Origin of the sequence: Halogranum gelatinilyticum, assembly GCF_900103715.1 — an archaeon.
GTDB classification, from domain to species: Archaea; Halobacteriota; Halobacteria; order Halobacteriales; family Haloferacaceae; genus Halogranum; species Halogranum gelatinilyticum.
The window spans coordinates 747443-771407 of record NZ_FNHL01000001.1 but is presented as its reverse complement, the minus strand read 5'-3'; the positions used below and the strand labels follow the sequence as shown (position 1 = coordinate 771407).

Here is a 23965-nt window from a genome sequence, read left to right as displayed (position 1 = left end):
CACATATCTCGAACATGAACGCAGGACTCCGCTCTCGACTCGACCGCATCTCGACAGACGACCGCTACCTCATCGTCCCGATGGACCACGGGATCACACTCGGCCCGGTCAAGGGCCTGAAAGACCTCGAATCGACCGTCGACGCCATCACGCGCGGCGGGGCCGACGCCGTCCTCACGCACAAAGGCACGGCGAAACGCGTCCATCCGCACAAGAACGGCAAGGGCTACATCGTCCACCTCAACGCGTCGACGGTCATCGGTCCCGACGAGAACGACAAGCGGCTGACCGGAAGCGTGGAAGAGGCCATCCGCGTCGGTGCCGACGCCGTCTCCTTCCACATCAACGTCGGCAGCGACTACGAGCCGAAGCAGATGACCCAGCTCGGCGAGCTGACCGAGACGGCCCACCGCTTCGGCATTCCCGTCCTCGCGATGGCCTACGCTCGCGGTCCTGGTATAGACGAACAGGACCCCGAGAGCCTCGGTCACGCCGTCCGCCTCGCCGAAGAACTCGGAGCCGACGTCGTCAAGACCGCCTACAGCGGCGACGCCGAGAGCTTCCGCCACGTCGTCGACTCGACGACGCTCCCGGTCGTCATCGCCGGCGGCAGCAAGGGAACGAACCGACACACCGTCGAGATGGTCCGCGGCACGATGGACGCCGGGGCCGCCGGAGTCTCGATGGGCCGCAGCATCTTCCAGCACGACGACCCCGAGGCCATCGCCCGCGCCGTCTCGGCGGTCATCCACGACGACCTGAGTGCCGAGGAGGCACTGGACGTCGCGGAACTCGCCCCCGACGAGTAATCCGTCGACACCACGTCGCCCGCCCCTTCCTTCGCTCGGTGGTCCCACCGATGCTCGTTTTCCATCTGACCGTCGCCTCGACAGCGCGCCGTCGGCCCGAATCACCCCCGGCGACGACTGTCCCATCCGCCACGTTCAAGCCACCGTCACGGAAAGAGTGCGGTAATGACACGCAGCGTCTGGCTGAAGGCCGACAGCACCGTCGGCGACTGGGAGACACGAAAGAAGCGAATCACGGCCGGTCTCGAATCCGGCGTCGACTGGGTCCTCGTCGACGAGGACGACGTCGGCCGCGTCCGCGACCTCGGCGACGTGAAGGTCGCCGCCTTCCTGCAGGACGCCGAGGCGTTCGTCCTCGACGCCGAAGAGCAGGCCGGTGAGGGCGAGCCGGTCGCCCGCGCGGACGCCTACATCGTCGGCAAGGACGGCGAAGGCGACGGCACGGTCGACCTCCCCTCGGACTTCTCCGGCTCTGCGGACCTGACGACGCTCCGCCGCAACGACGACCGCGCACAGGGTGCCTACGTCCGCATCTTCGACCAGGACTACGAGTCCTTCGCCGAGGAGGCCGCCCACGACGCCGAGTTCACGCTCGTCGTCGGCGAGAACTGGCAGATCATCCCGCTGGAGAACCTCATCGCCCGCATCGGCGACGAGACGGACCTCATCACTGGCGTGACGACGGCCGAGGAGGCCAAGACCGCGTTCGAGACGCTCGAACTCGGTGCCGACGGCGTCCTGCTGGACTCCGACAGCCCCGACGAGATCCGCAAGACGGTCGAGGTCCGCGACGCCGCCGAGCGCGAGACGCTAGAGCTGACGTGGGCCGAAGTGACCGCCGTCGAACGAACCGGCATGGCCGACCGCGTCTGCGTCGACACCGGGAACCTCCTCGAACACGACGAGGGGATGCTCGTCGGCTCGATGGGTCGCGGCCTCTTCTTCGTCCACGCCGAGACCGCCGAGTCGCCCTACGTCGCCTCGCGCCCGTTCCGCGTCAACGCGGGTGCCGTCCACGCCTACGTCCGGACGCCCGGCGGCGAGACGAAGTATCTCTCGGAACTCAAGAGCGGCGACGAGGTGCAGGTCGTCAACACGGACGGACAGACCCGCGAGGCCATCGTCGGCCGCGTGAAGATCGAGAAGCGGCCGATGTTCCGCGTCGAGGCCGACGTCGGCGGCGACCGCATCGAGACGCTGCTGCAGAACGCCGAGACCATCAAGGTCCCCACGAGCGAGGGTCGGAAGGCTGTCACCGACCTCCAAGAGGGCGACGAGATGCTCGTCTACTACGAGGACACGGCGCGACACTTCGGCGAGGCCGTCGAAGAGAGCATCATCGAGAAATAGCAGCAAGTCGCCGTTCGGAGGCTCTTTCTACGTGTCGACGTCGGCCGACTGCTCGGTCGCGAGCGGCTGCGTACACCAGTGACAGAAGTCGAGCGTCGGGTCGAGCGCGCCGCCGCAGTGCGGACAGGTCGGCACGTCCGCGTCCGACCCGCCGACGGCCTGTCGCTGCCCGAGCGAGTAGGCGTCGTAGACGCTCAACGAGACCAACACGAGTACCGGCAGCGTCACCGTGAGCGGCAACGACTCCGGCGTCGCGTCGAGCGGGTCGGCGAAGATCGACGTGAGGACGAGCCCGGTCCCGAGGACGAGCGCGAACCAGGCAAAAGCACGTCGCCACTCCCGCAAGTAGACGTGGCCTGCGCCCACGAGACCGACGGTCAGCCCGACGACGCTGACGAGGACCGCAACGAGTGCGCGCCGGTCGGTGGGAGCCATGCCCACAACGTCTGAGCCGCGAGGCTTTAACTCTCGGGTGCGTCGAGCGCGGCCACGAGCCCCGCGAGCGTCGCCAGGTCGTACTGCCCCGGTGCGGTCGCGTTCTCGGGGTCGACCGGCGCGTAGCCGAGTTTCGAGCCGTAGACCGGCGCGACCGCGCGGGTGTGACGGCCCGCCTCGCCCATCGCCATCGTCGCCACGCGCTCGCCCGCTGCCGTCGCCTCGTGGGTCGCCGAGAGGAGCGCGAGCGTGTCGCTGCGGTCGTGGGCCGTCACCGCGAGCTTGCCGACGTCGCCCTCGCTCGCGGCCGTGTCGAGCAGGTCGCGGAGCCGCTCGGCGGGCGGGGTCGCCTCGAAGTCGTGGACCGAGGCGACGACCGTCACGTCACGCTCGCGGGCGAGGTCACGGAGGGCCGTCGCGTGCGACGTATCCGTCACTGCGTCGGAGTCACCGGTGAGTGCTCGGAGTTCGACGTCAACGGCGGCGACGGCGTCGTACTCGGTGGCCGCCGCCAAGGTGTCGAACCGGCCGGCTTCGTCGGGTTCGGCGGCCTCCCCACCCTCCCACGTCGCGCGGTTGGTCACCAGGAGCGGTAGCTCGCCGTCGTAGGCGTCGAGTGCCGCGAGCGGGTCGCTCGCGAGGTCCATCCGGAACTCGACGATATCGGCGTGCTCGCGGGCGGCCGGTTCCTCGGCGAGGTCGGCCGTGCTCGCCGCGAGCGTGAACGAATCGAAGTCCATAGTCGACCCACCGCTCGGAGGGGTAAAACCGTGGCCGTTGGTGCAGGTCCCGCGGTGGTCTCTGGCCCGTCAACCGTCCGTGTCGCAGTCGTCTGTGTCAGTCGTCGTCTACGTCAGTCGTCGTCGGCGACGGCCGCTCCGAGGTCGACGAGATCCTCGATGGGCGTGTGCTCGACGCGGTAGCCGACGGTTCCGTCGTCGCCGTCGACCGGGTCGTCGTCAGCCGAGTCGCTGTCAGTCGAGTCGACGTCGGCGACGCCGTAGAGTCGGATCTGCCGTTCCTGTTTCGTCACGACCGGCACGTCGTAGTGGGCCGCCTCGTAACTCGTATCGCGGTCGGCGATGGCGGCGCGGTGGCGGTCGAGTCGCTCGCGCGTCCGTTGTTGTGAGACCGCTGGGAGGTCCGTCAGCCGGTCGCCGAAGCCGCGGACGAGGTCGGCGTCGAGTTCGTAGCCGACCGAGTCGCGACCGGCGTGCATCGCCGCGAGCGTCGTCGTTCCCGTGCCCGCGAAGGGGTCGAGGACCGTATCGCCGTAGGTCGAGTACATCCGAATCAGTCTGAGCGGGAGTTCCAGCGGGAACGCCGCCGACCGACCGCGGCCCTCGTCGTCGGCCGTGCGGCCACTGGCCGTGAGGCTCTGGTCCGTGCCGGTGAACGACCAGAGGTCCGAGAACCACTCGTTGCGCTCCTCCCAGAAGAAGGCACTCTCGTAGCGTTCGGGGTCGCCGCGGGGGAACTCGCGGGCGTCGCCGTTTCGGAAGACGAGAATATACTCGTGTTCGAGCGCGACGTAGGCACTCGGCGGCAACATCCCCGACCCCATGAACTTCGTCAGACGGTTGGTGGGCTTGCGCCAGAGGATGTCGGGCAGCGAGTGGAGGCCGCGCTCGGTCAAGGCGTCGATGACGCGGGCGTGGTTGGGAAACTGCTGGAAGCGGCCGGCCAGCGAGCGGACGGCGTCGCCGACGTTGATGCAGGCGATGCCGCCGGGTGCGAGGACGCGGGCGACCTCGTCCCAGACGGCGTCGAGTTGGGCGTGCATCCGCTCGAACGCCGCGTCGCCGTCGCCCGCCTCGAGGGCCTCGCGGACCTCCGAGTCACGCTCTGTGAAGAGGTCGTCCCACATTTCGATCATCGGATAGGGTGGGGAGGTGACGACCAAGTCGACCGAGCGGTCGGCGACGGCCGTCATGTCCGCCGCGTCGCTCGCTCGGAGGACGTGGGTTGAGTGCACTTCCGAACTGTTCTCCAAGCGAGAAGTTGTAGTTTGGGGTCAGCGTAGCCCCAGCGCGGCCACGGACCGGGGACGTGGTCACTCGTCGGCGGGTAAAATCGGAGAAAGTGATAGAACTCTGTCGACTACGCGACGCCGAGACCTTCCTCGGCTTCGAGCAGTTCGTGGTAGCGGTTGCGGATGGTGACCTCGCTGATGTCGGCCACGTCGCTGACGGCCGCCTGCGTCGTCTTCTCGTTGGTGAGGAGGGCAGCGGCGTAGACGGCGGCGGCGGCGAGACCGACCGGCGACTTCCCGCTGTGGACGCCCTTCTCTTTGGCGTTCCGCAGGAGTTGGCGGGCGCGCCGTTCGGTCTCCTCGGAGAGGCCGAGCGAGGAGGCGAACCGGGGGACGTAGCTCTCGGGGTCGGCGGGGCGGACTTCGAGTTTGAGTTCGCGGACGACGTAGCGGTAGGTCCGGGCGACCTCGCTCTTCTCGACGCGGGAGACGCCCGTGATCTCGTCGAGCGAGCGGGGGACACCGGCCATCCTCGCGGCGGCGTAGACACACGAGGTGGCGACGCCCTCGATGGAGCGGCCGGGGAGGAGGTCCTCGTTGAGCGCGCGGCGGTAGATGACAGACGCGGTCTCGCGGACGGCCTGCGGCAGGCCGAGCGCGCTCGCCATGCGGTCGATCTCGCCGAGTGCCTGCTTGAGGTTGCGTTCTTTGGAATCTCTCGTGCGGAAGCGTTCGTTCCACTTGCGGAGCCGTTGCATCTTCTGGCGTTGTCTGGAGCCCAGCGAGTTGCCGTAGGCGTCCTTGTTGCGCCAGTCGATGTTGGTCGACAGGCCGCGGTCGTGCATCGTGTGGGTCGTCGGCGCGCCGACGCGCGACTTCTGGTCTTTCTCCGAAGAGTTGAACGCGCGCCACTCCGGCCCGCGGTCGACGGAGTCCTCGGAGACGACGAGTCCACAGTCCGCACAGACTGTCTCACCGTGGCCCTCGTCGGTAACGACGTTACCATCACATTCGGGACATCGAAGCGTCTCGGTACCCGGTTGCGTTCGCTCCGTTGCGTGCGTCCGGGTCTGCGTCTTTTCACTCATAGATGGGACGGAAGGCACTCTCGGGGGGCGTGATGCCGGTAAAAATCCCGTGAGCTGTCCTTACCTGAACCAAGGATAGAACGTATAAGTATGTGTCGGTGTAGTGCGAGTGAATCGCCTACATTCGGCCTCAGACGGCTGTTTGGGTCGCTTATATACAAACTATTAAATACTAATATTCCAGCAGTGGATATTTGCGGGTTCGATGCCGACAGGCCACCATGTCCGACGGACCTCGCGTCGTCTCGCTCGCGCCGAGCGCGACGGCGACCCTCTCGGCGATGGGTGCGGCCGACTGCCTCGTGGGCGTCACCGCCCACTGTGATCTCGACCGCCCCGTCGTCGGCGGCTGGCTCAATCCGAACGTCGACCGACTAGCCGACCTCGACCCGGACCTTCTCTTGACCTGTGACGACCTCCAGGCCGACATCCGTGACGACCTGCGCGAGTCGGGGTTCACCGTCCACCACACCGCGCCGACGACACTGGACGACGCACTCGCGTCGTTCGAGGAGATCGGTGCGACGGTCGGCCGCCCCGAGGCAGGACGCCAACTCGCCGCGGACTGTCGTCGCCGACTCGACCGCGTCGCCGACAGGGTCGACCACATCCCCGCGGACGAGCGGCCCGTCGTCTACTGCGAGGAGTGGTCCGACCCGCCGATGGCCGCCGGAAACTGGGTCCCCGAGGCCGTCGCCGCGGCGGGTGGCCGCTATCCCTTCGTCGAGCCGGGCGACCGCTCGCGGGAGGTTTCGGAGTCTACGGTCGTCGCCGCCGACCCCGACCACGTCGTCCTCCACGTCTGCGGCCATGGCGACGGCGTCAGCCCGGAGCGCGTCGAGGGTCGCGGCTGGGACCTCGACGCGCCGGTCCACGTCCTCGACGACGCGCTGCTCAACCAACCCAGCCCCCGGCTCGTCGACGGTATCGAACGGCTCGCCGACATCATCCACGCGACTCCGACAGCCCGAAACGTCACCGCTGCGGAGTGAGCCTATGCACATCGGAGTCGGCAGCGGCAACCCCGTCAAGCGACGCGCGGTCGAACAGGTCTTTTCCGACGCAGCGGTCGAGTCCGTCGCCGTCGCCTCGGGCGTGAGCGAACAGCCGACCGGCCACGCCGAGACCGTCGCGGGCGCGGAAAACCGCGCACGGGCGGTGCTCGACGCCGGCGACTACGACTACGGCGTCGGTCTCGAAGGCGGCGTCGCGGAGTTCGAAGGAACTGACGACCTCTATCTCGTCATGTGGGCCGCCGTCACCGACGGCGAACGCGTCGGCCGCGGCTCGGGGCCGAGTCTCGCACTCCCCGGCCACGTCGCCGACCGCCTCCGTGCCGGCGAGGAACTCGGTCCCGTGATGGACGACGTGCTCGGCACTGACGACATCGCGAAACAGGAGGGTGCCGCGGGCGCGCTCTCCGGGGGTCGCATCGACCGCGCCACCGCGCTCGGCGCGGCCGTCGCGGGCGCGTTCGGCCCGTTCGTGACGGATCACTACGACCGATAGTCCCGTCGAACGTCCAGGTAACGGGGTGAGCCGAGGACCAGATTTATATCAAATAATCAATCACATTCGGGTGTCATGTCTCGCGCACTCAAGACCTCGGGCTTTCTCGGCCTGACGACGATGATGGGCGTCGGAATGTACCAGCACAGCCTCGCAGCCGCGGGCCAGCCGGTCCCGTCGTGGCTCGTCGGCGGCCACGCCCACCTCGGCGTGCTGTCGATTCTCGCGGTCGTCATGGGCTTTGCCGTCGACGCGTTCGGTCTCACCGGCACGCTCAGAAACGCCGTCTCGGGACTCTACATCGTCGGCCAGTGGCTCCTCCCGGTCTCCGTCTGGGTCGGTGTCGGCTTCGGCGTCACCATCCTCCTCCCGGCGGTGTTCCTCTGGGGGCTGTGTCTGATCGCTGCGATGCTGATCATGGCCTGGCAGGCAGCGACGACGACGACCCAGAGCTTCGGCGGCGGCGCGCGCGGCGTCTCACCGGCCGACGACTGAAGTGACCGAGGGGCTGTCGGCACGCCGTACAGTCGCCGTCAGTCCTGTGCGATCTCGGTGCTGTCGTGCTCGCGAACGTCGGCGGACTCCTCGACGGCGGTCGTCAGCGAGACGTTGAGCGACGCCATCGAGACGATGCCGCCGATGGCGGTGACGATGTTCTTCACCGCGTGGTCGAGGAAGGCCGCCCCGAGCGCCGCCGCCGCCGGAATCGGGGTCAAGGCGACGACGAGGACGGTGAACGCTGCCTCGTAGAGACCGATGCCGCCGGGAGAGAGCGGCAGGACCTTCGCGAGGTTGCCCACGCTGACCGCGAAGAAGGAGACGGCGACGAGCGAGACCATCCCGACCGCGCTCGCGCCCGAGCCGACACCCAGTGCGAGCAGCACGAGGAAGGCCGTGGCGACGTCGAGCGTCCAGATGAGGAGACTCGACAGCCCGACCGTCGCGAACGCCTTGCGCGTGCCTGCGGCGCGCTGGAGGTCGCTCACGAACCGCTCGACGACGCCCGCGACGAGGTCGGCGTAGGAGTCGTTGCTGACGCGGCCGATAGCACGGCGGATGAACTGGCTGTCCGAGCGGGCGCTGGCGACGATGGCTCCGACGGCGACGATGGCTCCGAGTCCGACGACGGCAGCGACGGCCGTCGCGATGCGGGCTGTACTCCGGTCGACGGTACCCACGGAGCCGCTGCCCGTGATTCCAGCGATCAAGTCTGCGGTTCCGCCGGTCAGCGTCAACCCGACGAGGACGCTCCCCGCGAGCACGACGAGCGACAGCAGGTCGAAGACCCGCTCGGCCGCGAGCGACGCGAAGCCGGAGGGATACGGGACGCCACGGCGGGCCTTCACGACGTACGCGCGGACCCCGTCACCGAGGCGTGCCGGGAAGACGAGGTTGCCGGTCTGGCTGATGAAGATGGCTCCAGTCAGGAACTTCCAACTGCTCGGATAGCCCAACTCGTCGAGGATGTCGCGGTAGCGGGTCCCGCGCAGTGGCCACGAGAGGAGGTAGACCGCGGCGGCCGCGCCGACGAGTACCGGGTCGGCCTGTGCCATCTGCCGCAGCACCTCCCCGAAGTCGATGTAGACGGTCATCAGAGCGATGGCGACGAGCGTCATCAGGACGCCGACGGCCATCGAGACTTTCCGGTCGATGCGCGGTTCGACCGACAGCTCCCACCACGTCCGGATGATCTGGCTGCCCATCCCGAAGACGTCGCGGACGAGGTCGACCTTCGTGTCGCCCTTCGGCGTCCAGTCGACCGGGAACTCCGCGACGCGGAGTCCGGCGCGCTGGGCGCGGACGAGCATCTCCGTGTCCCAGAACCAGTGGTTGTCCTTCACGTCGTCACGGAGCGTCTCGAACGCCTCGCGGCTGAACGCCTTGAAGCCACACTGGTGGTCCCGGAGGTCCGAGCGGAGGAAGAGCCGGACGAAGAGGTTGTAGAAGCGGCTGGGGACGCCGCGCTTGGCGGGCCGTTTCGCCACGTTCTCGCGCATCCAGCGCGAGCCGGTGGCGACGTCGTACTCGCCGGAGCGGACCCGTTCGACCAGCTCTTCGAGATGCTTCATGTCGGTCGCGAGGTCCGTGTCGAAGTAGACGAGCACGTCGCCGTCGGCGGCCTCGAACGCCCGGTTGAGCGCGCCGCCGCGACCCAGTCGTTCGTCGCTGTGGAAATGTCGGACCCGGGGGTCCTCGGCGGCCATGCGGTCTGCGATTTCGGGCGTCCGGTCGTCACAGCCGTCCTCGGCAACGAGGACCTCGTAGCTGTCGTCGGGGAGGAACGACGAGAGGGTCGACAGTGTCGTCCGGACGGTCCCCTCGATGGTGTTCGCTTCGTTGTAAGCGGGGAGGACGACGCTTACTTCGACCGACCTGTTCATTGCCGATACATCCTGTCGTGACGGGTAAGAACTTTCTGTCTTAGCGGCTGGAAAAGACTGTTTCAGCACACTATCCGGACTGTTAGCTGACTGTACCGACGGCTCGTCCGGACTGTTAGCCAACCGTACCCACGGGGACGCCGGGGGGCTGTCTTCCCCCACGTTCGACAGCGAAAACCGCACGACAGCGGCGTGTTAACCGCGTGTACCAAATCCCCTATTACCGGAACGCTCTTTGGTACTGATATGAGCGCCACTGCCGCGGGAACCGACCTCACCGACAAACAACAGCGCATCCTCCAGTATCTCCGCGAGGAGGGACAGACGAAGACCTACTTCAAATCGCGGCTCATCGCCGAGGACCTCGGCTTCACCGCGAAGGAAGTGGGGGCCAATATGCGCGCCATCCTCGGCGGCGAGTACGACGTCGCCGTCGAGAAGTGGGGCTACTCCTCGGGCACGACCTGGAAGGTCAGCGTCTGAGCGGGCCACTCGCGGGTTCTCCACCCGACCGCGCCGTCACCCTCGTTCCCCTTCTCACTCGCGGTTTGACTCCCTGAGCGACCGCGTCGCTCGCCGTGTGGAGTACGGAGACGAAACGTCGAAACGGCTCTCAGGGGTCGAACCGGATGAACCGGTCGGCGTCGGAGGCGAACGTCGCGGCGTCCTCGCCGAAGGAGTCCGCGTAGCGAAGCAAGAGCGTGATGACCGTCTCGGGCGACTCGACGCGGTAGCCGTCCTCGCGTGAGAGCAGTCCGGCGGCGTCGAGGTCCTTCGCGTAGTTGCTCACCGTCGCCCGCGACACGTCGAGCGCGGCCGCGAGGTCGCTGCCCGTCGCATCAGGATTTCGGAGCAGTTCGATGAGCATCCCGCGCGGCGTCCGGCGGCGGAGATAGCCGAGCGCGGTCTGTTCGAACTCGCCGAAGCGACCGGCGGGGAAGAACCGTCGGTAGTCGCCGTCGCGACGTGACTCGACGACGCCGTCCGAGAGTAGCCGCTTCAGATGGTGTTGGGTCTCGCCCGTCCCGAGCTTGAGGTCGTCGCGGACCTTCGAGAAGTGCGCGCCCGGCGTCGCCGCGAGATAGCCGACGATGGCGTCGCGGGCGTCGCTCGTGGACTCATGCTCGTCACCGCGAAGGCTGCCGACGAACGGCGTCGCCGCACCGAGGGCTGCGAACCGTCGGAGCGTCGCCCGCTTCTCCTCGTCGACCCTGTCTGACATCTGTTACACCGTAGGGGAGTTAAGAAATAAAACTCTTTGCTTGGCCGGGCGTTACTTCTCGAGTTCGACTTCGTCGTCGGTGGCGTCGGTATCGTCACCGTCCGCCGCCGAGTCGGCCTCGTCGACGACTTCGTCTGCACTCTTGATCGTGTCCTGCTTGTTGGCCTCTTCGATGATCTCGTCGGCCGACTTCAGGTCGACGCCTTCACCGGCCTTGATGGCCTCGGCCTCCTGTTCGAGCTGCTGGACGTCCATCTCGGCCGCGCTGTCGATCTGGCCCAGGATCTCTTCGATGTCGTCCAGCCCGATGAGTTCGCGGGTCTCCTCGTCGAAGTCCATCGAACTCAGCCCTTCGTTCTCCTGGACGTCGCTGCCGGTCAGCTGCTTGCCGTAGCGGCCGACGAGCGAGGTGAGTTCCTGCGGGAGGATGAACGTCGTCGACTCGCCCTGACCGATCTTCTCCAGGGTCTCCATCCCCTTGTCGATGATGGCGCGCTCGCCCATCGACTCGGCGGATTTGGCGCGGAGGACCGTCGAGATGGCGTCACCCTGTGCTTCGAGGATCTGCGACTGCTTCTTCCCCTGGGCGCGGATGATGTTCGACTGCTTCTCACCCTCTGCCTGCTCGACCGCAGAGCGCCGTTCACCCTGCGCTTCGAGGATCATCGCCCGGCGGCGACGCTCGGCGGAGGTCTGCTGTTCCATCGCCTGCTGGACGTCGGCACTCGGGTTGACCTCACGGACCTCGACGGACTCGACGCGAATCCCCCACTCGTCGGTGGGTTCGTCGAGTTCCCGACGGATGCGGGCGTTGATCTCCTGGCGCTTGTTCAGCGTGTCGTCGAGTTCCATGTCGCCGAGAACTGCCCGAAGCGTCGTCTGGGCGAGGTTGGAGACGGCGGTCTTGTAGTCCTCGACTTCGAGGAAGGCCTTCTTCGCGTCCATCACCTTGATGTAGACGACGGCGTCGGCGGTGACCGGCGAGTTGTCTTTCGTGATGGCCTCCTGGCGAGGCACGTCCAGCGTCTGCGTCCGCATATCGAACGCGTATGTTCGAGAGACGAACGGCGGGACGAAGTTGATACCGGGTTCGAGGAGCTTGCGGTACTCGCCGAAGACCGTCAGTGCGCGCTTCTCGTACGCGTTGACGATCTCCACCATGGAGTAAACCACGACGATGGCGAGCAGCAACAGGAGGAGGCCGACGAACAGGACGGCGGCACCTCCGAGCAAGCCCGTCTGGAGCAATACGGGGTCCATACCCCTGGCTTGGGATGTTAGTTAAATAAGACTTCCCCCGAACCCGACGACGGCGTGACAGTCTCGGCTGTCAGTATCGCCGACGGTGACGGTCGCCCGCCCGGCGACGGCCGACCGCTCAGGCCCGTTCTGTCTCCTCTTCGCGGTCAGCTTCCTCGACCTCGCTTCCGTTCCGTGCCTCACGCTCGCGACGTTCGCGGCCACGCCGGAGTTCGCGGTCGATCTCGTCCTCCTCGATGCCGTCGAGTCGCTCGACGGTGACGACGTTGCCGCCGCCGGGGTCGATGACCATCACTTCCGCCCCTTCGGGAATCTCGCCGTGGAGCGTCCGGGCGGCGTAGTAGGGGTTGAAGCCGCCACTGTCGAGTTTGATCTCACCCTCGGTCTCGGTGACGCGCGTCGTCACCCGGCCGGTCTTGCCCTTCAGTGAGTCGGAGTCGGAGGTCTGCTGCATCCCTTTCCCGCCGTAGATGTCGAGTTCGCGGTAGCCGTAGAGCGCGAGCGCGCCGAACAGGAAGACGAGGAGCGCGAGGACGATGGGGCCGGCGAAGAACGGCCCGAGGAGGAGGCCAACGAGTCCCGCCGCGAGCAGAGCCACCCCGAGGACGATGAAGTGCGCCCCCGGTGCGAGCGCCTCCGCCAGCGACAGGCCGATGCCCGCAACCACGAGTATCAGGGGGAGGAGCGCCGGGTCGAAGAGGAAGTCGAACTGCAGTGCTACGAGCGGGAATCCCATAGCGAGGCCTAGGGAACCGCCCGGATTAAACGTTCTCACACCGAGAGGAACACGAGCAACGTCCCGACGACGCCGAGGAGGACGAACAGCGCGTTCTCCAGCGAGGGGCTGCCCGGTTCGATGGGCGGGAGTTCACGCGGCTCGTCGGGGGTGACGTCGGCGGCGTCCTCGCCGACGTCGTCGACGCTGAACCGCCACTCGTCGGACTGGTCGTCGCTGTCGTCGCCGACGCTGGCGTCGTCGACGGGCGAATCGCGGGGTGAGTCGGCCATAGTCGGAGATAGGGGAGGAGGCGTAAAAGGGCTACCGCCACGGGGAGACCGCCCCCGGCGACGGGGGCGACGAGACGCCGTCGCCGACAGTCTACCGCTGGGTCTGGTGTTTGATGATGTCGCCCTCGTAGACGACACCCCGCTCGGCGTAGAGCGTCACGACCTCGCCGTCGGCCAGCGTGTCCGGCAGCGGCGCGCCCGAGATCATCGGGATGTCGAGTTCGCGGGCGACGAGCGCCGGGTAGCCCGTCATCCCGGCACGGGCGTCGATGATACCGGCGAGTTTCGTCACGTCGCCGGTGAACTCGCCCTCGAACGTCGCCGGGATGGCGAGTAGCGCACCCTTCGGCACGTCGCTGAGGTCGCCGTCCGTCGCGCGGTAGATCGGCCCGGAGACGCGGCCCGCGACGATCTTGCGGCCCGTCGCCACCGACTCGGCGGCGATGTGGACCTTGAGCATGTTCGTCGTGTTCGTCCCCTCTAACTCGGTCATCATCCCCGAGAGGACGACGACCGTGTCGCCGCTCTCGGCGGCACCCGAGTCGAGCGCGGCGGAGACACCGTTCTCGATGATGGAGTCGACGCCCTCGCTGTACTCGGTGTACTCGGCGTTGACGCCCCACGACAGGGCGAGCTGTCGGCGGACGCGGTCGTTCGGTGTCGTCGCCACGACCGGGACGCCCGGCCGGAACTTCGCGGTCTTGCGGGCGGTGTAGCCGGACTCGGAGGCCGCGACGACGGCAGCGGCGTCGATGTCGCGGGCGAGATAGCGCGCCGAGCGGGCCAACGCCTCGGTTCGGGAGTCCTCTCCCGCGGTCGGGACGCGCTGTTCCTGACTCTCTTTGTACTCGTTGCTGGATTCGACCTGTCGGACGATGCGGTCCATCGTCTCGACGACGCGGACCGGATTGTCGCCGATGGCGGTCTCCCCGGAGAGCATCACGGCGTCGGTGCCGTCGAGGACGGCGTTGGCGACGTCGGAGGCTTCCGCGCGGGTGGGCCGCCGGGAGTGAATCATCGAGTCGAGCATCTCCGTCGCCGTGATGACGGGGACGCCCGCGTCGATGCAGGTCCGGATGATACGCTTCTGGATCATCGGGACGTCCTCGAGCGGACACTCCACGCCGAGGTCGCCGCGGGCGACCATCACACCGTAGGACGCTTCGACGATCTCTTCGAGGTTGTCGACGGCACCGGCGCGTTCGATCTTCGCGACGATGGGGATGTCCGCGCCGAGTTCCTCCAGCGCGTTGCTGATGGCGTAGATGTCGTCGGCAGAGCGGACGAAGCTGGCCGCGACGAAGTCGGCGTTCTTCTCGGCGGCGACCTCCAACTCCTTGCGGTCGCCCTCGGTGATGAGGTCGATGTCCAGGTTGACGCCGGGGAGGTTGACCCCCTTGCGGCCGCCGAGTTTGCCGCCCGAGTCGATGTGGGCGGTGACGACGCCGTCGGCGACGTCGATGACGGTCGCCTCGATGCGGCCGTCGTCAAGCAGGATGGTGTCGCCCGCCTCGGCGGCGGCGATGGAGTAGGACAGGCCGACCTCCTCGGGAGTCGCCTCGTCGCCCTCGACGAAGCGGACCTCGGAGCCGGTTTCGATGGAGATGGGGTCGTCGAGCGGGGCGGTGCGCACTTCGGGACCTTGCAGGTCGACCATGGCAGCGACGGGCGTCTTCGTGGCCTCGTCGACGGCGCGGATGCGGTCGATGACCTCCGCGCGGTGTTCGGGACTTCCGTGGCTGGCGTTCAGTCGCGCCACGGACATTCCCGCGTCCACGAGGTCGCGAATCGTCGTCCGGTCGTCTGAGGCCGGGCCGAGCGTACAGACGATTTTCGCATTTCTCATGGCCTCGGCTACGACGCTCGGCTTGAAAAAGCCCGCCGAAACAACTGAATTGCGAGTAACAATCCCATCAAATCGGTACGGAGCCGTATAGAGCCGGACGCGAGGGTTATCTCCGCTCGGGCCTACCCACTAGCATGACAGCGGACGAGCAGCGGCCACCCGCGTCAGACCGGGAGGTGAACGAACCAGTGGACGGCGGCCCGTCATCCGAGACGGTTGCCGACGGCGGCCTGCCGGTCGGACCGGTCCCGCCGGACGACGAGACGCCCACGTGGTACGACCGCAAAGCGCGGTCGACGGGACTCGCACGGCTCACCTACGAGTATTTCGAGCGTGCCCGCTACGAGGACCAGACGCTTCGGCAACAGTCGGACTACGTCGAGCGCGACGTGCTCGGCTTCCCCACCTGGCCCCACGAGACGGTCCGAAACGCCTCTATCGCGTGTTTCTTCGTCGGGATGATCTTCTTCCTCTCGGCGACGATGCCGCCACACATCGGCGAACCGGCGAACCCGAGTCAGACGCCGTCCATCATCCTGCCCGACTGGTATCTCTACTGGTCGTTCGGCCTGCTGAAGCTCGAGGCACTCAACCCCGAGTTGGCCATCCTCGGTGGCGAGAAGTTGATGGCCGACCGCACCTACGGCGTGCTCGCGAACGTCGTCGTCGTGAGTGTCATCGCCATCGTGCCGTTCCTCAACAAGGGGTCGGCACGGCGGCCGGTCGAGCAGCCGTTCTGGGCCGCTGTCGGCGTCTTCGGCGTCGTCTTCGCGTTCACCATCAGCCTGCTCGCGATCAAGAACCTGATGCCGATGAACGTCGACCTGCTGTTCGACCTGACGTTCCTGCTTCCGGTCGTCGCGGGCATCCTGACCTACGCGGTGCTCAAGACGATGCGGGAGGGGTATATGTACGACCTCAACCGGCGGTACTACCGGCTCAGACCGCCGAAATAGAAGACGAGAGTTTACTGGACCTTCGTGCCCGGCTCGGCGTCGCCGTGGGTCGTCAGGATGTCCGCCTGGTCGCCCGCGGCGAGCAGCATCCCGTTGGACTCGACGCCGAACAGCTCGGCCTTCTCCAGGTTGGCGACGATGATGACACGCTTTCCGGTCAGGTCGTCGAGGTCGTGGAGCTGTTTGATGCCCGCGACGATCTGCCGTTCTTCGACGCCGATGTCGACGGTGAGCTTCGCGAGCTTGTCCGCGCCCTCGATACCTTCGGCGGCGAGAATCTCGCCGACGCGGAGGTCGAGTGCCTGGAAGTCGTCGAAGCTGATACGGTCGTCTGCGAGGGGTTCGAGTTCGGTCATGGTGTCGTCGGTGTCGGTGTCGGTGTCTGTAGAGTCGTCGTCTGCGCCCGATTCGTCGTCTGCGTCGTCAGCGGTCGCCTCGGCGACGCGCTGTTCGAGTTTCTCGTTGAGTTCTTCGACGCGCTCGTCTTCGATCTTCTCGAACAGCTCCGTCGGCTCGTCGAACGAGGCCGACGGCTCTTCGAGGGCGGCGTCGATGCCGACGTCGGCCACCTGGCCGTCCTCGTTGAGACCGCGCCAGAGCCGCTGGCACTTCTCGGGCGCGACCGGCTCGAACAGGACCGCGATGGCCTTCGCGATCTGGACGCAGTCGCGGATGACCTGCGCGGCCTGCTCCGGGTCCTCGTCCGTAAGCTTCCACGGCTCGTTGCGCTGGATGTACTCGTTACCGAACTGCGCCAGTCGAACGGCTGCGTTGCCCGCCTCGCGGATGTTGTAGTCGTTGACGGCCTCGCCGAACTCCGACTGGGCCTGTTCGATACGCTCGCGGACCTCGTCCGACAGGGGGGCGTCGGGCGTCCCCTCGTAGTTCCGGTACGCGAAGAGCAGCGACCGGTAGAGGAAGTTGCCGACGGTGCCGACGAGTTCCGAGTTCACGCGGTCGCGGAACTTCTCCCACGAGAAGTCGACGTCCTGCTGGAAGCCGCCGTTGGTGGCGATGTAGTAGCGCAGGAGGTCGGGGTGGAAGCCCTCGGCGAGATACTCGTCGGCCCAGACAGCGCGGTTCCGACTCGTCGAGAAGCCCTTGCCGCCGAGCGTGACGAAGCCGCTGGCCATGACGGCCCGCGGTTCGGTGTAGCCCGCACCCTTCAGCATCGCCGGCCAGAAGACCGTGTGGTGCTGGATGATGTCCCGGCCGATGATGTGGACGATCTCGCCACCCTCCTTCCAGGTCTGCTCCCAGTCGTAGACGTCGCTGCCGACGCGCTCGGTGTACTGCTTCGTCGAGGAGATGTACTCGATGGGCGCGTCGACCCAGACGTAGAGTACGAGGTCCTCGGCAGTCTCGTCGTCGGGGTAGTCGATACCCCAGTCCATGTCGCGGGTGATACACCAGTCCTGCAGTTCGCCCTCGATCCACTCCCGCGGCTGGTTCTTCGCGTTCGAGGTTCCCTCCAACCTGTCGATGAACTCCTGGAGGTAGTCCTGGAACTCGGAGACGCGGAAGAACTTGTGCGTCCGCTCGCGGTACTCGGCGGCGTTGCCGGTCAGCGTCGACACCGGGTCTTCGATTTCGCCGGGCTCGAGGTGGCGCTGACAGCCCTCGTCACACTCGTCGCCGCGGGCGTGCGCGCCGCAGTACGGGCAGGTGCCCTCGACGTAGCGGTCGGGGAGCCACTGGTCCGCTTCGGGGTCGTAGCCGACCATGACCTCGTCCTCGTAGACGTGGCCGTTCTCGTCCAGCGCGCGGACGATGTCCTGGGTCAGCTCGGTGTTGGTCTCGTCGTGGGTGTGGCCGTAGTTGTCGAACTCGACGTTGAACTTGGGGAACGTCGCCTCGTACTTCTCGTGCCACTCCAGGGCGAACTCCTCGGGCGTGACGCCCTCCTTCGCGGCGTTGACCGCGACGGGCGTGCCGTGCATATCGGAGCCGGAGACGAACGCGGTCTCTTGCCCCAGCTTTCGCAGGGAGCGAGCGAACACGTCGCCGCCGACGTAGGTTCGGAGATGGCCGACGTGCAGGTCGCCGTTGGCGTAGGGCAACCCACAGGTGACCACCGCCGGGTTCTCGGTGGGGAAGTCCTCGTGACTCATCTTGTCTCGTATATCTCGGAAACGGGCCTAAAGCCCGCTGGTTTCGGTCGGTTGGCAAGCGGTCCCGACGTCGGTGCCTGGCGGGGTTCGCCATCTGCGGCCGCCGGTCGTGTTACCGACCGGCCCGCCGCGCGAGGGGTCCACCCGTGGCTAGAAGAGCCCCATCCGCATCCGCATCGAGGTCGGGTGGACCGAAGTCACAACGACAGGAAGACGCTGGCCGGACTTAACGCTCACGGGGCCGCGTCAGTTCGTGACAGTCACCCCACCGAAGGCACAGAAGCCGGTGACGACGAGGTCGACCCCGTCGTGTTCGGCCTCGCGGCGCGGGCGGTCGTCTTCGGCCGCTCCGAAGACCGGGAGCACGTCGAGTCGGACGTTCCAGTCGCGGGGGACGACGACGTCGACGCCACCGAACAACGCGACGACGTTCACGCGGGCCGGCGGGGCGGGGACGAGGGTGTCCCGGAGGTCGAGTTCGCCGCCACCGAACGCGACGGTCACGTTACCGCCGGTGAATGTCTTCGACGTGGCCCGGCGGTCGAGTCCGCCGAAGGCGGCGACGAGGTCGAAGCGGTCGTCGTCGACCTCGGCGACCGACGGTCTGACGCGGCCGAGCGCGATGGAGAGACCGACGAGGACGATGAGCAGCGGCCAGAACCGCAGTATCCGGCCGACGGTGACGACGTCGAGCGCGACCAGCTGCCACGCGCTCGCGACCGTCACGAGTACGAGCGGCCCGCCGACGTTGCGGAAGTCGCTGCTCACGAGGGCGTAGAGACCGACGAGGACGAACAACGACGGCACGTAGGTGAGCAGGAACCCGGTGTCGTACAGTCCGGTGGTGTCGACGAGGAGGACGACACCGACGAGGACGATCAGTACCCCGACGAGAGACTGGTTCGAGAGGCGTCTGTAGGCCATACAGTAGATACGCGCTCCGGCGAGATAATTCGGCTATTGAGTCTCAGCCGGTGGGAATCGACGTCGGGAGAACTCGCGGGCGGTCGAAAGCGGTCAGAAGAACGCGAGGATGGCGCGGCCACCGGCGAGCCAGAGCACGAGCCGTCCCGCGCTGCCGACGAACGTCGCGATAGCGAACTTGACGTAGTCCTCCTCGAGGACGGAGAAGGCGTAGATGGAGAGCGTGTCGGGGAAGCCGGGGACACAGAGTGCCGCGGCCAGCCCGACGTAGCCCCACTTCTGGGCGATTTTGACGGTCTGGCGTTCGGACCACTCCAGGATGTCGAAGCGCGACTGCCGGAGTTTCTTCGTGAGCCAGCCGGAGTCTTTCGCCTCCTGACCGATGTGGAAGGCGAAGACGCTCCCGGCGGCCTTCCCGAAGGCACTGACGAGGATGATGAGTGCCGTCGTCGCCGTGTCGCCGAGACCGAGGTCCAGCGGCGCGATGAGGACGACCTCGCTCACGCCGGGCAGCGCGAAGGCGATGAGAAACGAGTAGACCCAGATGATGACGAGGCCGACCCAGCCGGTCGCGGTCTCGACGAGCCGTTCGAGCCAGCTGAACTCGACGGCTCCGGCGGCAAGTACGAGATCCGGGAGGGCGAGGCCGAGTGTCACGGGTGAATCTCACGCGGATGCCGTTGTAAACTTTGAGGTTTCGGAGTACCAGCGAAATCTCGACTGTCCGCGCAGACCGACTGTCAGGCCCGTAGCGCGTCGACGTCGGCGACGAACGCTTGGAGCGTCTCGCGGGTGACGTGCGGCATACAGACCACGCGGAGTTCGCCCGAGGCGGTCCGAGAGACGCGCCATCCGGCGTCGCGGAGGTTCGAAAACAGGTCGTCGGGCAGGCGGGCAGCGACGAGCGGCAGTTCGGGGTCGACGACGTCGAAGCCGCGGTCTTCCAGCGCGTCGGCCAGCCACTCGGCGTCGGCCATCGACGTCTCGAACTGCTCGCGGTAGCCGTCGGGCCACAGTTCGTCGAGGGCCGCGGCCGCGCTGGCGACGCCTGCGCCGCTTCTTGTCCCTGTCAGCGTCGCCTGCGACGTCGATTCGAGGTAGGGCGTGTCGACGGCGAGCGCGTCCAGCGTCGAGCGGTCACGGGCGAGCAGGCCACCGGCGGGCACGACGGCCTGGCCCATCTTGTGGGGGTCGATGGTCATCGTGTCGACGGCGGCGTGCGCGAAGTTCCACGCGTGGTCGGTGAAGGGGAGACAGAAGCCGCCCCACGCGGCGTCGACGTGGAGGAGCGCGCCGTGGTCGTGGGCGATGGCGGCGAGTTCGGGAATCGGGTCGACCCGGCCGTATTCGGTCGTCCCCGCGACGCCGACGACGAGCACCGTGTCGTCGTCGACGGCGGCCTCGACCGCGCCGAGGTCCGCGCGGTAGTCGTCGTCGACGGGAACCGTCCGCAGCTCGACGTCGAGCACGTCGGCGGCCTTCTGGAAGCTGAAGTGGACGCTCTCGGGGGCGACAACCGTCGGAGCATCGGTCTTCGTCGGAACCCCACCCGCGTCGCGAGCGAGGTTGCGTGCGGCCCGGACGGCCTGGATGTTCGCCTCGGTTCCACCGCTGGCGACGTAGCCTTCCGGCTCGCTCAGCCCGGCGATGTCGCCCAGTCCCTCGACTGCGCGTTCTTCCAAGGCGGCGATCTCCTGGTAGGTGCCGGGGTCGCCGGGGTTCGTCGCGAGAAACCGGACGGCGGCCTCCCTCGCGGCGGGGTGTGGCTCCGTACACATCGAGGAGAGGACGCGGTCGAAATCCTGCGGTTCCGGGGCGACACGCTGCATATCCGCCCTTTTACCCCCGGCCGGGTATATCGGTTCCGCTCTGTGGCGGACTGTCACGACGAGTGGACAGTCACTCGCCGCGTGGCTGTCGCTGACGGCTCAAACCCCGCCGAGCGAGAGGAACGAGACCAGAAACAGCGTCGTGTTGTACGCGCCGTGGACGAGAATCGGGACCGCGAGGTTGCCGGTCCGCTCGTAGGCTACCCCGAGGACGAGCGCGACGACGAAGATGACGCCGACCATCACGACCGCGCCGGAGCCGACCGTGACGAGGTTCAGCAGGTGAATCGACGCGAAGAGCAGGCTCGCCACGCCGACGGCGACCGGCGCGCCGAACGTCCGTCGGAGCCGACCCTGCACGACGCCGCGAAAGAGCAGTTCCTCTGCGGGCGCGACGAGGACGATGGAGAGCCCCGCGAGCACGAGGAGGAGCGTCGGATTCGCGAGAATCGGTGCTTCGATGACGCTCTCGACCGGTTCGACGCCGAGGGCGTTCGAGAGGGCAAGCAGCCCGAACGCGGCGACGACGGTGGCGACGACGCCGCCGCCGACCCACTTCAGCTCGCGCGTCGTCGGCACCGAGAGCGAGACGTCCCACTCACGTCGCCGGAGGTAGAGCAGGGCGACGACGACGAACGAGACTTGGGTGGCGAACAACGACGCGACGAGGACGGTTCCCGAGGTCGGCTCGAACCCCCCGCCGAGAATCAGCGGCAGGGCGACGCCGACGCCGACGAGCGTGCTCACGAGGAGCGCGCCGAGCACGAGACCGAGCGCGACGAGGACCGCACGGAGCTGGGCACGGCGGCCGGGGCGGGCCGGAGACGGTGTTGCGACTGCTTGGGCCATGCATAGAGAGACGTCAGCCGAGAGTATCAATCCGTGCCGTCAGCGTAGGACGGTGAACGCGGCGGCCGAGAACGGAGCGACAGACTCGGTTACCGCACCGAGTCGAGGATGAGCTTCTGTTCGACGCGCTTGACCTCGTGTTGGACATCGCGGACGGCGTCGATGTTGGCGGAGATCGAGGTCACGCCCTCGTCGACCAGGAACCGGACCATCTTGGGTTTCGAGCCGGCCTGGCCGCAGATACTCGTCTTGACGCCGAGTTCGCGGCAGGTCTCGATGGTCGACCCGATGAGTTCGAGGACGGCGGGGTGGAGTTCGTCGAAGCGGTCGGCGACGTTCTCGTTGTTGCGGTCCACAGCGAGCGTGTACTGCGTGAGGTCGTTCGTGCCGAAGGAGGCGAAGTCGATGCCCGCCTCCGCGAGGTTGCGGATGCCGAGGGCACTGGCGGGCGTCTCGATCATGACACCCCAGTCGCGTTTCTCGGGGTCGACCCCGGCCGACCGCATCAGCTCTTTCACTCTGTAGATCTCCTCGGCGTCGTTGACGAGCGGGAACATCATCTCGACGTTGTCGTAGCCCATGTCGAACAGGCGGCGGAAGGCCTCCAGCTCGTGACGGAAGATGTCGGGCTTGTCGAGGCTCCGTCGAATCCCGCGGTAGCCGAGCATCGGATTGTGCTCTTTCGGCTCGTCCTCGCCGCCGGGGAGCTGGCGGAACTCGTCGGTCGGCGCGTCGAGCGTGCGGACGCGGACCGGCCGCGGGTAGAACTCCTCGGCGACGGTGCGGACGCCCTCGACGATCTCGTCGACGTAGGCGCGCTCGCCGTTCTCTTTGATGTACTTCTCGGGGGTCATGCCGAGCGAGAGCACCATGTGTTCGATCCGCAGGAGACCGACGCCGTCGGCACCGGTCGCTGCAGCGCGTTCGGCGGCCTCGGGGATGGAGACGTTGACCTTCACTTCGGTCGCGGTCATCGGCTTGACCGGCGTCTTCGGCCGCATATCCTCGACCGGTTCGCGCTCTTTGACGTCGTTCGTCTCCTTGCCCTCGCGGATGGTCCCCTTGTCACCGTCGATGGTGATGATTTGGCCGTCCGTGAGTTCACGGGTGGCACTGCCACAGCCGACGACGGCCGGGACGCCAAGCTCCCGAGAGACGATGGCGGCGTGGGAGGTCATCCCGCCCTCGTCGGTGACGATACCGGCGGCGCGCTTCATCGCGGGCACCATGTCCGGCATCGTCATCTCGGTGACGATGACGTCGCCCTCGGCGACCTTGTCGAGCTGGTCGAGTTTCGTGACGATGCGGACCGACCCGGAGACGATTCCGGGGCTCGCGCCGAGTCCACGGAGGAGCACGTCGCCCGACCCCTGTGCCTGCTCGCTCCCGCCGTTTGCGGCGGCCTCGCTCGCGGCCGCGTCGACGGCGTTGTCCGAGATGGTCGTGATGGGACGGGACTGGAGCATGAATATCTCTCCGTCGACCGTGGCCCATTCGACGTCTTGGGGCGTCTCGTAGTGGTCTTCGACCTGTTCGCCCAGCTCGACGAGCGCGCCGATCTCCTCGTCGGAGAGCACGCGCTCCTCGCGTTTCTCTTCGGGGACCTCGACTTCGACCGTCTCGCCGGTCGCCTCGTCTTTGACGTGCATCAGCTTCTTGTCGGCGACGGTGACGTCGACGACCTCACCGGTCTTGCGGTCGACGACGTAGTTGTCGGGGGAGACAGCACCGGAGACGACCGCCTCGCCGAGTCCCCACGCGGCCTCGATGATGACCCGTGGCTCGCCCGTCGAGGGGTGAGACGTGAACATGACGCCGGACTTCTCGGCGTCGACCATCTGTTGGACGACGACGGCGATGTCGACCTCGTGGTGGGGGAAGCCCTTCTGGTTGCGGTAGTAGATGGCCCGCTGGGAGAACAGCGAGGCCCAACACTCCTTGACGCGGTCCAGAAGTGCCTCCTCGCGGACGTTGAGGAAGGTCTCCTGCTGGCCCGCGAAGGAGGCGTCCGGGAGGTCCTCGGCCGTCGCGGAGGAGCGGACGGCCACGAAGGCCTCCTCGTCGCCGCCGATGGCGCGGTAGGTTTCCAGAATCTCTTCGCGGACCTCCTCGGGCATCGGTGTGCCCATGATGAGTTCGTAGGCCCGTTCTTGCGCTCCCGCGAGCGCTTTGGAGTCCTCGGAGTCGATGTCCATGGCCGCGAACAGTTCGTCGTCGATGCCGGCACCCTCGATGAAGTCACGGTAGGTGCCCGCAGTCACGACGAACCCCGGCGGAACAGGGAGACCTGCCGCCGTCAACTCTCCCAGTGAGGCCCCCTTGCCACCGACCGTTTCGAGGTCCGTAGCCCTGATGTCGTCCAACCAAGTTACTGCCATTGCGCACTCGAAACGACACCAGTCCCAGTAAAGAACTT

Annotated in this window: 23 protein-coding genes; 7 read left to right on the top strand and 16 right to left on the bottom strand. The window is 67.1% G+C overall.

Features of this window, described 5'->3' with window-relative positions:
- Positions 1-14: 14 nt before the first annotated feature.
- Together BLR57_RS03950 and BLR57_RS03945 are read left to right on the top strand one after the other, a co-directional pair.
- Positions 15-809, top strand: coding sequence for a 2-amino-3,7-dideoxy-D-threo-hept-6-ulosonate synthase (locus tag BLR57_RS03950; protein ID WP_089694346.1), 795 nt, complete (start codon positions 15-17; stop codon positions 807-809).
- A gap of 165 nt (positions 810-974) precedes the next feature.
- Positions 975-2159, top strand: a complete 1185-nt coding sequence (locus BLR57_RS03945) for a 3-dehydroquinate synthase II (protein ID WP_089694344.1) — start codon at positions 975-977, stop codon at positions 2157-2159.
- A 27-nt stretch (positions 2160-2186) separates the two neighbouring features.
- Here BLR57_RS03945 and BLR57_RS03940 read toward each other — a convergent pair whose 3' ends face one another.
- The 4 genes from BLR57_RS03940 to BLR57_RS03925 form a co-directional block, all read right to left on the bottom strand.
- A complete protein-coding gene (locus BLR57_RS03940; RefSeq protein ID WP_089694343.1) occupies positions 2187-2594 on the bottom strand; it encodes a DUF7575 domain-containing protein in 408 nt (135 codons plus the stop codon).
- A gap of 26 nt (positions 2595-2620) precedes the next feature.
- Complete coding sequence (locus tag BLR57_RS03935; RefSeq protein WP_089694341.1) at positions 2621-3334, bottom strand: type I 3-dehydroquinate dehydratase; 714 nt, start codon at positions 3332-3334, stop codon at positions 2621-2623.
- A 113-nt stretch (positions 3335-3447) separates the two neighbouring features.
- A complete protein-coding gene (locus BLR57_RS03930; protein WP_089694339.1) occupies positions 3448-4569 on the bottom strand; it encodes a DNA-methyltransferase in 1122 nt (373 codons plus the stop codon).
- Between the two features lie 125 nt (positions 4570-4694).
- Complete coding sequence (locus tag BLR57_RS03925) at positions 4695-5654, bottom strand: transcription initiation factor IIB (protein WP_089694337.1); 960 nt, start codon at positions 5652-5654, stop codon at positions 4695-4697.
- A gap of 221 nt (positions 5655-5875) precedes the next feature.
- Here BLR57_RS03925 and BLR57_RS03920 point away from each other — a divergent pair, with 221 nt between their 5' ends.
- The 3 genes from BLR57_RS03920 to BLR57_RS03910 all read left to right on the top strand — a co-directional run bounded on the left by BLR57_RS03920 (position 5876) and on the right by BLR57_RS03910 (position 7658).
- Entirely contained in the window at positions 5876-6646 is a 771-nt protein-coding gene (locus tag BLR57_RS03920) for a helical backbone metal receptor (RefSeq protein ID WP_089694335.1), read from the top strand.
- A 4-nt stretch (positions 6647-6650) separates the two neighbouring features.
- The gene (gene yjjX / locus BLR57_RS03915) at positions 6651-7163 is read left to right on the top strand and encodes an inosine/xanthosine triphosphatase (RefSeq protein WP_089694333.1); all 513 of its coding nucleotides are present in this window, start codon (positions 6651-6653) and stop codon (positions 7161-7163) included.
- A gap of 75 nt (positions 7164-7238) precedes the next feature.
- Positions 7239-7658: a DUF8059 family membrane protein gene (locus tag BLR57_RS03910; RefSeq protein ID WP_089694331.1), complete on the top strand. Its 420-nt coding sequence runs from the start codon at positions 7239-7241 to the stop codon at positions 7656-7658.
- A gap of 38 nt (positions 7659-7696) precedes the next feature.
- Here BLR57_RS03910 and BLR57_RS03905 read toward each other — a convergent pair whose 3' ends face one another.
- A complete protein-coding gene (locus BLR57_RS03905) occupies positions 7697-9544 on the bottom strand; it encodes a flippase-like domain-containing protein (protein ID WP_089694328.1) in 1848 nt (615 codons plus the stop codon).
- A gap of 246 nt (positions 9545-9790) precedes the next feature.
- On the opposite strand from BLR57_RS03905, the gene BLR57_RS03900 reads away from it, so the two are divergent.
- A complete protein-coding gene (locus BLR57_RS03900) occupies positions 9791-10027 on the top strand; it encodes a DUF7123 family protein (RefSeq protein WP_089694326.1) in 237 nt (78 codons plus the stop codon).
- 130 nt (positions 10028-10157) lie between these two features.
- Here BLR57_RS03900 and BLR57_RS03895 read toward each other — a convergent pair whose 3' ends face one another.
- From BLR57_RS03895 to pyk, 5 genes are all read right to left on the bottom strand, one after another.
- Positions 10158-10766 carry a winged helix-turn-helix transcriptional regulator gene (locus tag BLR57_RS03895; protein WP_089694324.1) on the bottom strand — a complete coding sequence of 203 codons (609 nt, stop codon included), beginning with the start codon at positions 10764-10766 and terminating at the stop codon, positions 10158-10160.
- Between the two features lie 51 nt (positions 10767-10817).
- A complete protein-coding gene (locus tag BLR57_RS03890) occupies positions 10818-12026 on the bottom strand; it encodes an SPFH domain-containing protein (RefSeq protein ID WP_089694322.1) in 1209 nt (402 codons plus the stop codon).
- Positions 12027-12144: 118 nt separating this feature from the next.
- Positions 12145-12762: an NfeD family protein gene (locus tag BLR57_RS03885; RefSeq protein ID WP_089694320.1), complete on the bottom strand. Its 618-nt coding sequence runs from the start codon at positions 12760-12762 to the stop codon at positions 12145-12147.
- A gap of 35 nt (positions 12763-12797) precedes the next feature.
- Positions 12798-13034, bottom strand: coding sequence for a DUF7312 domain-containing protein (locus tag BLR57_RS03880; protein ID WP_089694318.1), 237 nt, complete (start codon positions 13032-13034; stop codon positions 12798-12800).
- Positions 13035-13125: 91 nt separating this feature from the next.
- The gene (pyk, locus tag BLR57_RS03875) at positions 13126-14880 is read right to left on the bottom strand and encodes a pyruvate kinase (protein WP_089694316.1); all 1755 of its coding nucleotides are present in this window, start codon (positions 14878-14880) and stop codon (positions 13126-13128) included.
- 134 nt (positions 14881-15014) lie between these two features.
- On the opposite strand from pyk, the gene BLR57_RS03870 reads away from it, so the two are divergent.
- Entirely contained in the window at positions 15015-15836 is an 822-nt protein-coding gene (locus tag BLR57_RS03870; RefSeq protein ID WP_089694315.1) for a cytochrome b family protein, read from the top strand.
- Between the two features lie 11 nt (positions 15837-15847).
- Here the strand turns inward: BLR57_RS03870 and metG are convergent, their stop codons facing one another.
- From metG to ppsA, 6 genes are all read right to left on the bottom strand, one after another.
- Entirely contained in the window at positions 15848-17947 is a 2100-nt protein-coding gene (metG, locus tag BLR57_RS03865; RefSeq protein ID WP_089694313.1) for a methionine--tRNA ligase, read from the bottom strand.
- A gap of 246 nt (positions 17948-18193) precedes the next feature.
- A complete protein-coding gene (locus tag BLR57_RS03860) occupies positions 18194-18871 on the bottom strand; it encodes a LiaF transmembrane domain-containing protein (protein ID WP_089694311.1) in 678 nt (225 codons plus the stop codon).
- Positions 18872-18964: 93 nt separating this feature from the next.
- The gene (locus BLR57_RS03855; RefSeq protein WP_089694309.1) at positions 18965-19528 is read right to left on the bottom strand and encodes a YqaA family protein; all 564 of its coding nucleotides are present in this window, start codon (positions 19526-19528) and stop codon (positions 18965-18967) included.
- Positions 19529-19611: 83 nt separating this feature from the next.
- Positions 19612-20700: a tyrosine decarboxylase MfnA gene (mfnA, locus tag BLR57_RS03850; RefSeq protein WP_089694307.1), complete on the bottom strand. Its 1089-nt coding sequence runs from the start codon at positions 20698-20700 to the stop codon at positions 19612-19614.
- A gap of 99 nt (positions 20701-20799) precedes the next feature.
- Entirely contained in the window at positions 20800-21549 is a 750-nt protein-coding gene (locus BLR57_RS03845) for a CPBP family intramembrane glutamic endopeptidase (RefSeq protein ID WP_089694305.1), read from the bottom strand.
- 89 nt (positions 21550-21638) lie between these two features.
- A complete protein-coding gene (ppsA, locus tag BLR57_RS03840; RefSeq protein ID WP_089694303.1) occupies positions 21639-23927 on the bottom strand; it encodes a phosphoenolpyruvate synthase in 2289 nt (762 codons plus the stop codon).
- Between the last annotated feature and the right edge of the window lie 38 nt (positions 23928-23965).

Bases quoted from the DNA above. Each gene is read 5' to 3' on its own strand.
- BLR57_RS03895 (WP_089694324.1), bottom strand. From the start codon at position 10,766: ATGTCAGACAGGGTCGACGAGGAGAAGCGGGCGACGCTCCGACGGTTC.
- ppsA (WP_089694303.1), bottom strand. From the start codon at position 23,927: ATGGCAGTAACTTGGTTGGACGACATCAGGGCTACGGACCTCGAAACG.
- yjjX (WP_089694333.1), top strand. From the start codon at position 6,651: ATGCACATCGGAGTCGGCAGCGGCAACCCCGTCAAGCGACGCGCGGTC.
- pyk (WP_089694316.1), bottom strand. From the start codon at position 14,880: ATGAGAAATGCGAAAATCGTCTGTACGCTCGGCCCGGCCTCAGACGAC.
- BLR57_RS03950 (WP_089694346.1), top strand. From the start codon at position 15: ATGAACGCAGGACTCCGCTCTCGACTCGACCGCATCTCGACAGACGAC.
- BLR57_RS03910 (WP_089694331.1), top strand. From the start codon at position 7,239: ATGTCTCGCGCACTCAAGACCTCGGGCTTTCTCGGCCTGACGACGATG.
- BLR57_RS03845 (WP_089694305.1), bottom strand. From the start codon at position 21,549: ATGGCCCAAGCAGTCGCAACACCGTCTCCGGCCCGCCCCGGCCGCCGT.
- BLR57_RS03925 (WP_089694337.1), bottom strand. From the start codon at position 5,654: ATGAGTGAAAAGACGCAGACCCGGACGCACGCAACGGAGCGAACGCAA.
- BLR57_RS03945 (WP_089694344.1), top strand. From the start codon at position 975: ATGACACGCAGCGTCTGGCTGAAGGCCGACAGCACCGTCGGCGACTGG.
- mfnA (WP_089694307.1), bottom strand. From the start codon at position 20,700: ATGCAGCGTGTCGCCCCGGAACCGCAGGATTTCGACCGCGTCCTCTCC.
- BLR57_RS03920 (WP_089694335.1), top strand. From the start codon at position 5,876: ATGTCCGACGGACCTCGCGTCGTCTCGCTCGCGCCGAGCGCGACGGCG.
- BLR57_RS03940 (WP_089694343.1), bottom strand. From the start codon at position 2,594: ATGGCTCCCACCGACCGGCGCGCACTCGTTGCGGTCCTCGTCAGCGTC.
- BLR57_RS03900 (WP_089694326.1), top strand. From the start codon at position 9,791: ATGAGCGCCACTGCCGCGGGAACCGACCTCACCGACAAACAACAGCGC.
- BLR57_RS03890 (WP_089694322.1), bottom strand. From the start codon at position 12,026: ATGGACCCCGTATTGCTCCAGACGGGCTTGCTCGGAGGTGCCGCCGTC.
- BLR57_RS03885 (WP_089694320.1), bottom strand. From the start codon at position 12,762: ATGGGATTCCCGCTCGTAGCACTGCAGTTCGACTTCCTCTTCGACCCG.
- BLR57_RS03935 (WP_089694341.1), bottom strand. From the start codon at position 3,334: ATGGACTTCGATTCGTTCACGCTCGCGGCGAGCACGGCCGACCTCGCC.
- BLR57_RS03860 (WP_089694311.1), bottom strand. From the start codon at position 18,871: ATGGCCTACAGACGCCTCTCGAACCAGTCTCTCGTCGGGGTACTGATC.
- BLR57_RS03905 (WP_089694328.1), bottom strand. From the start codon at position 9,544: ATGAACAGGTCGGTCGAAGTAAGCGTCGTCCTCCCCGCTTACAACGAA.
- BLR57_RS03870 (WP_089694315.1), top strand. From the start codon at position 15,015: ATGACAGCGGACGAGCAGCGGCCACCCGCGTCAGACCGGGAGGTGAAC.
- metG (WP_089694313.1), bottom strand. From the start codon at position 17,947: ATGAGTCACGAGGACTTCCCCACCGAGAACCCGGCGGTGGTCACCTGT.
- BLR57_RS03880 (WP_089694318.1), bottom strand. From the start codon at position 13,034: ATGGCCGACTCACCCCGCGATTCGCCCGTCGACGACGCCAGCGTCGGC.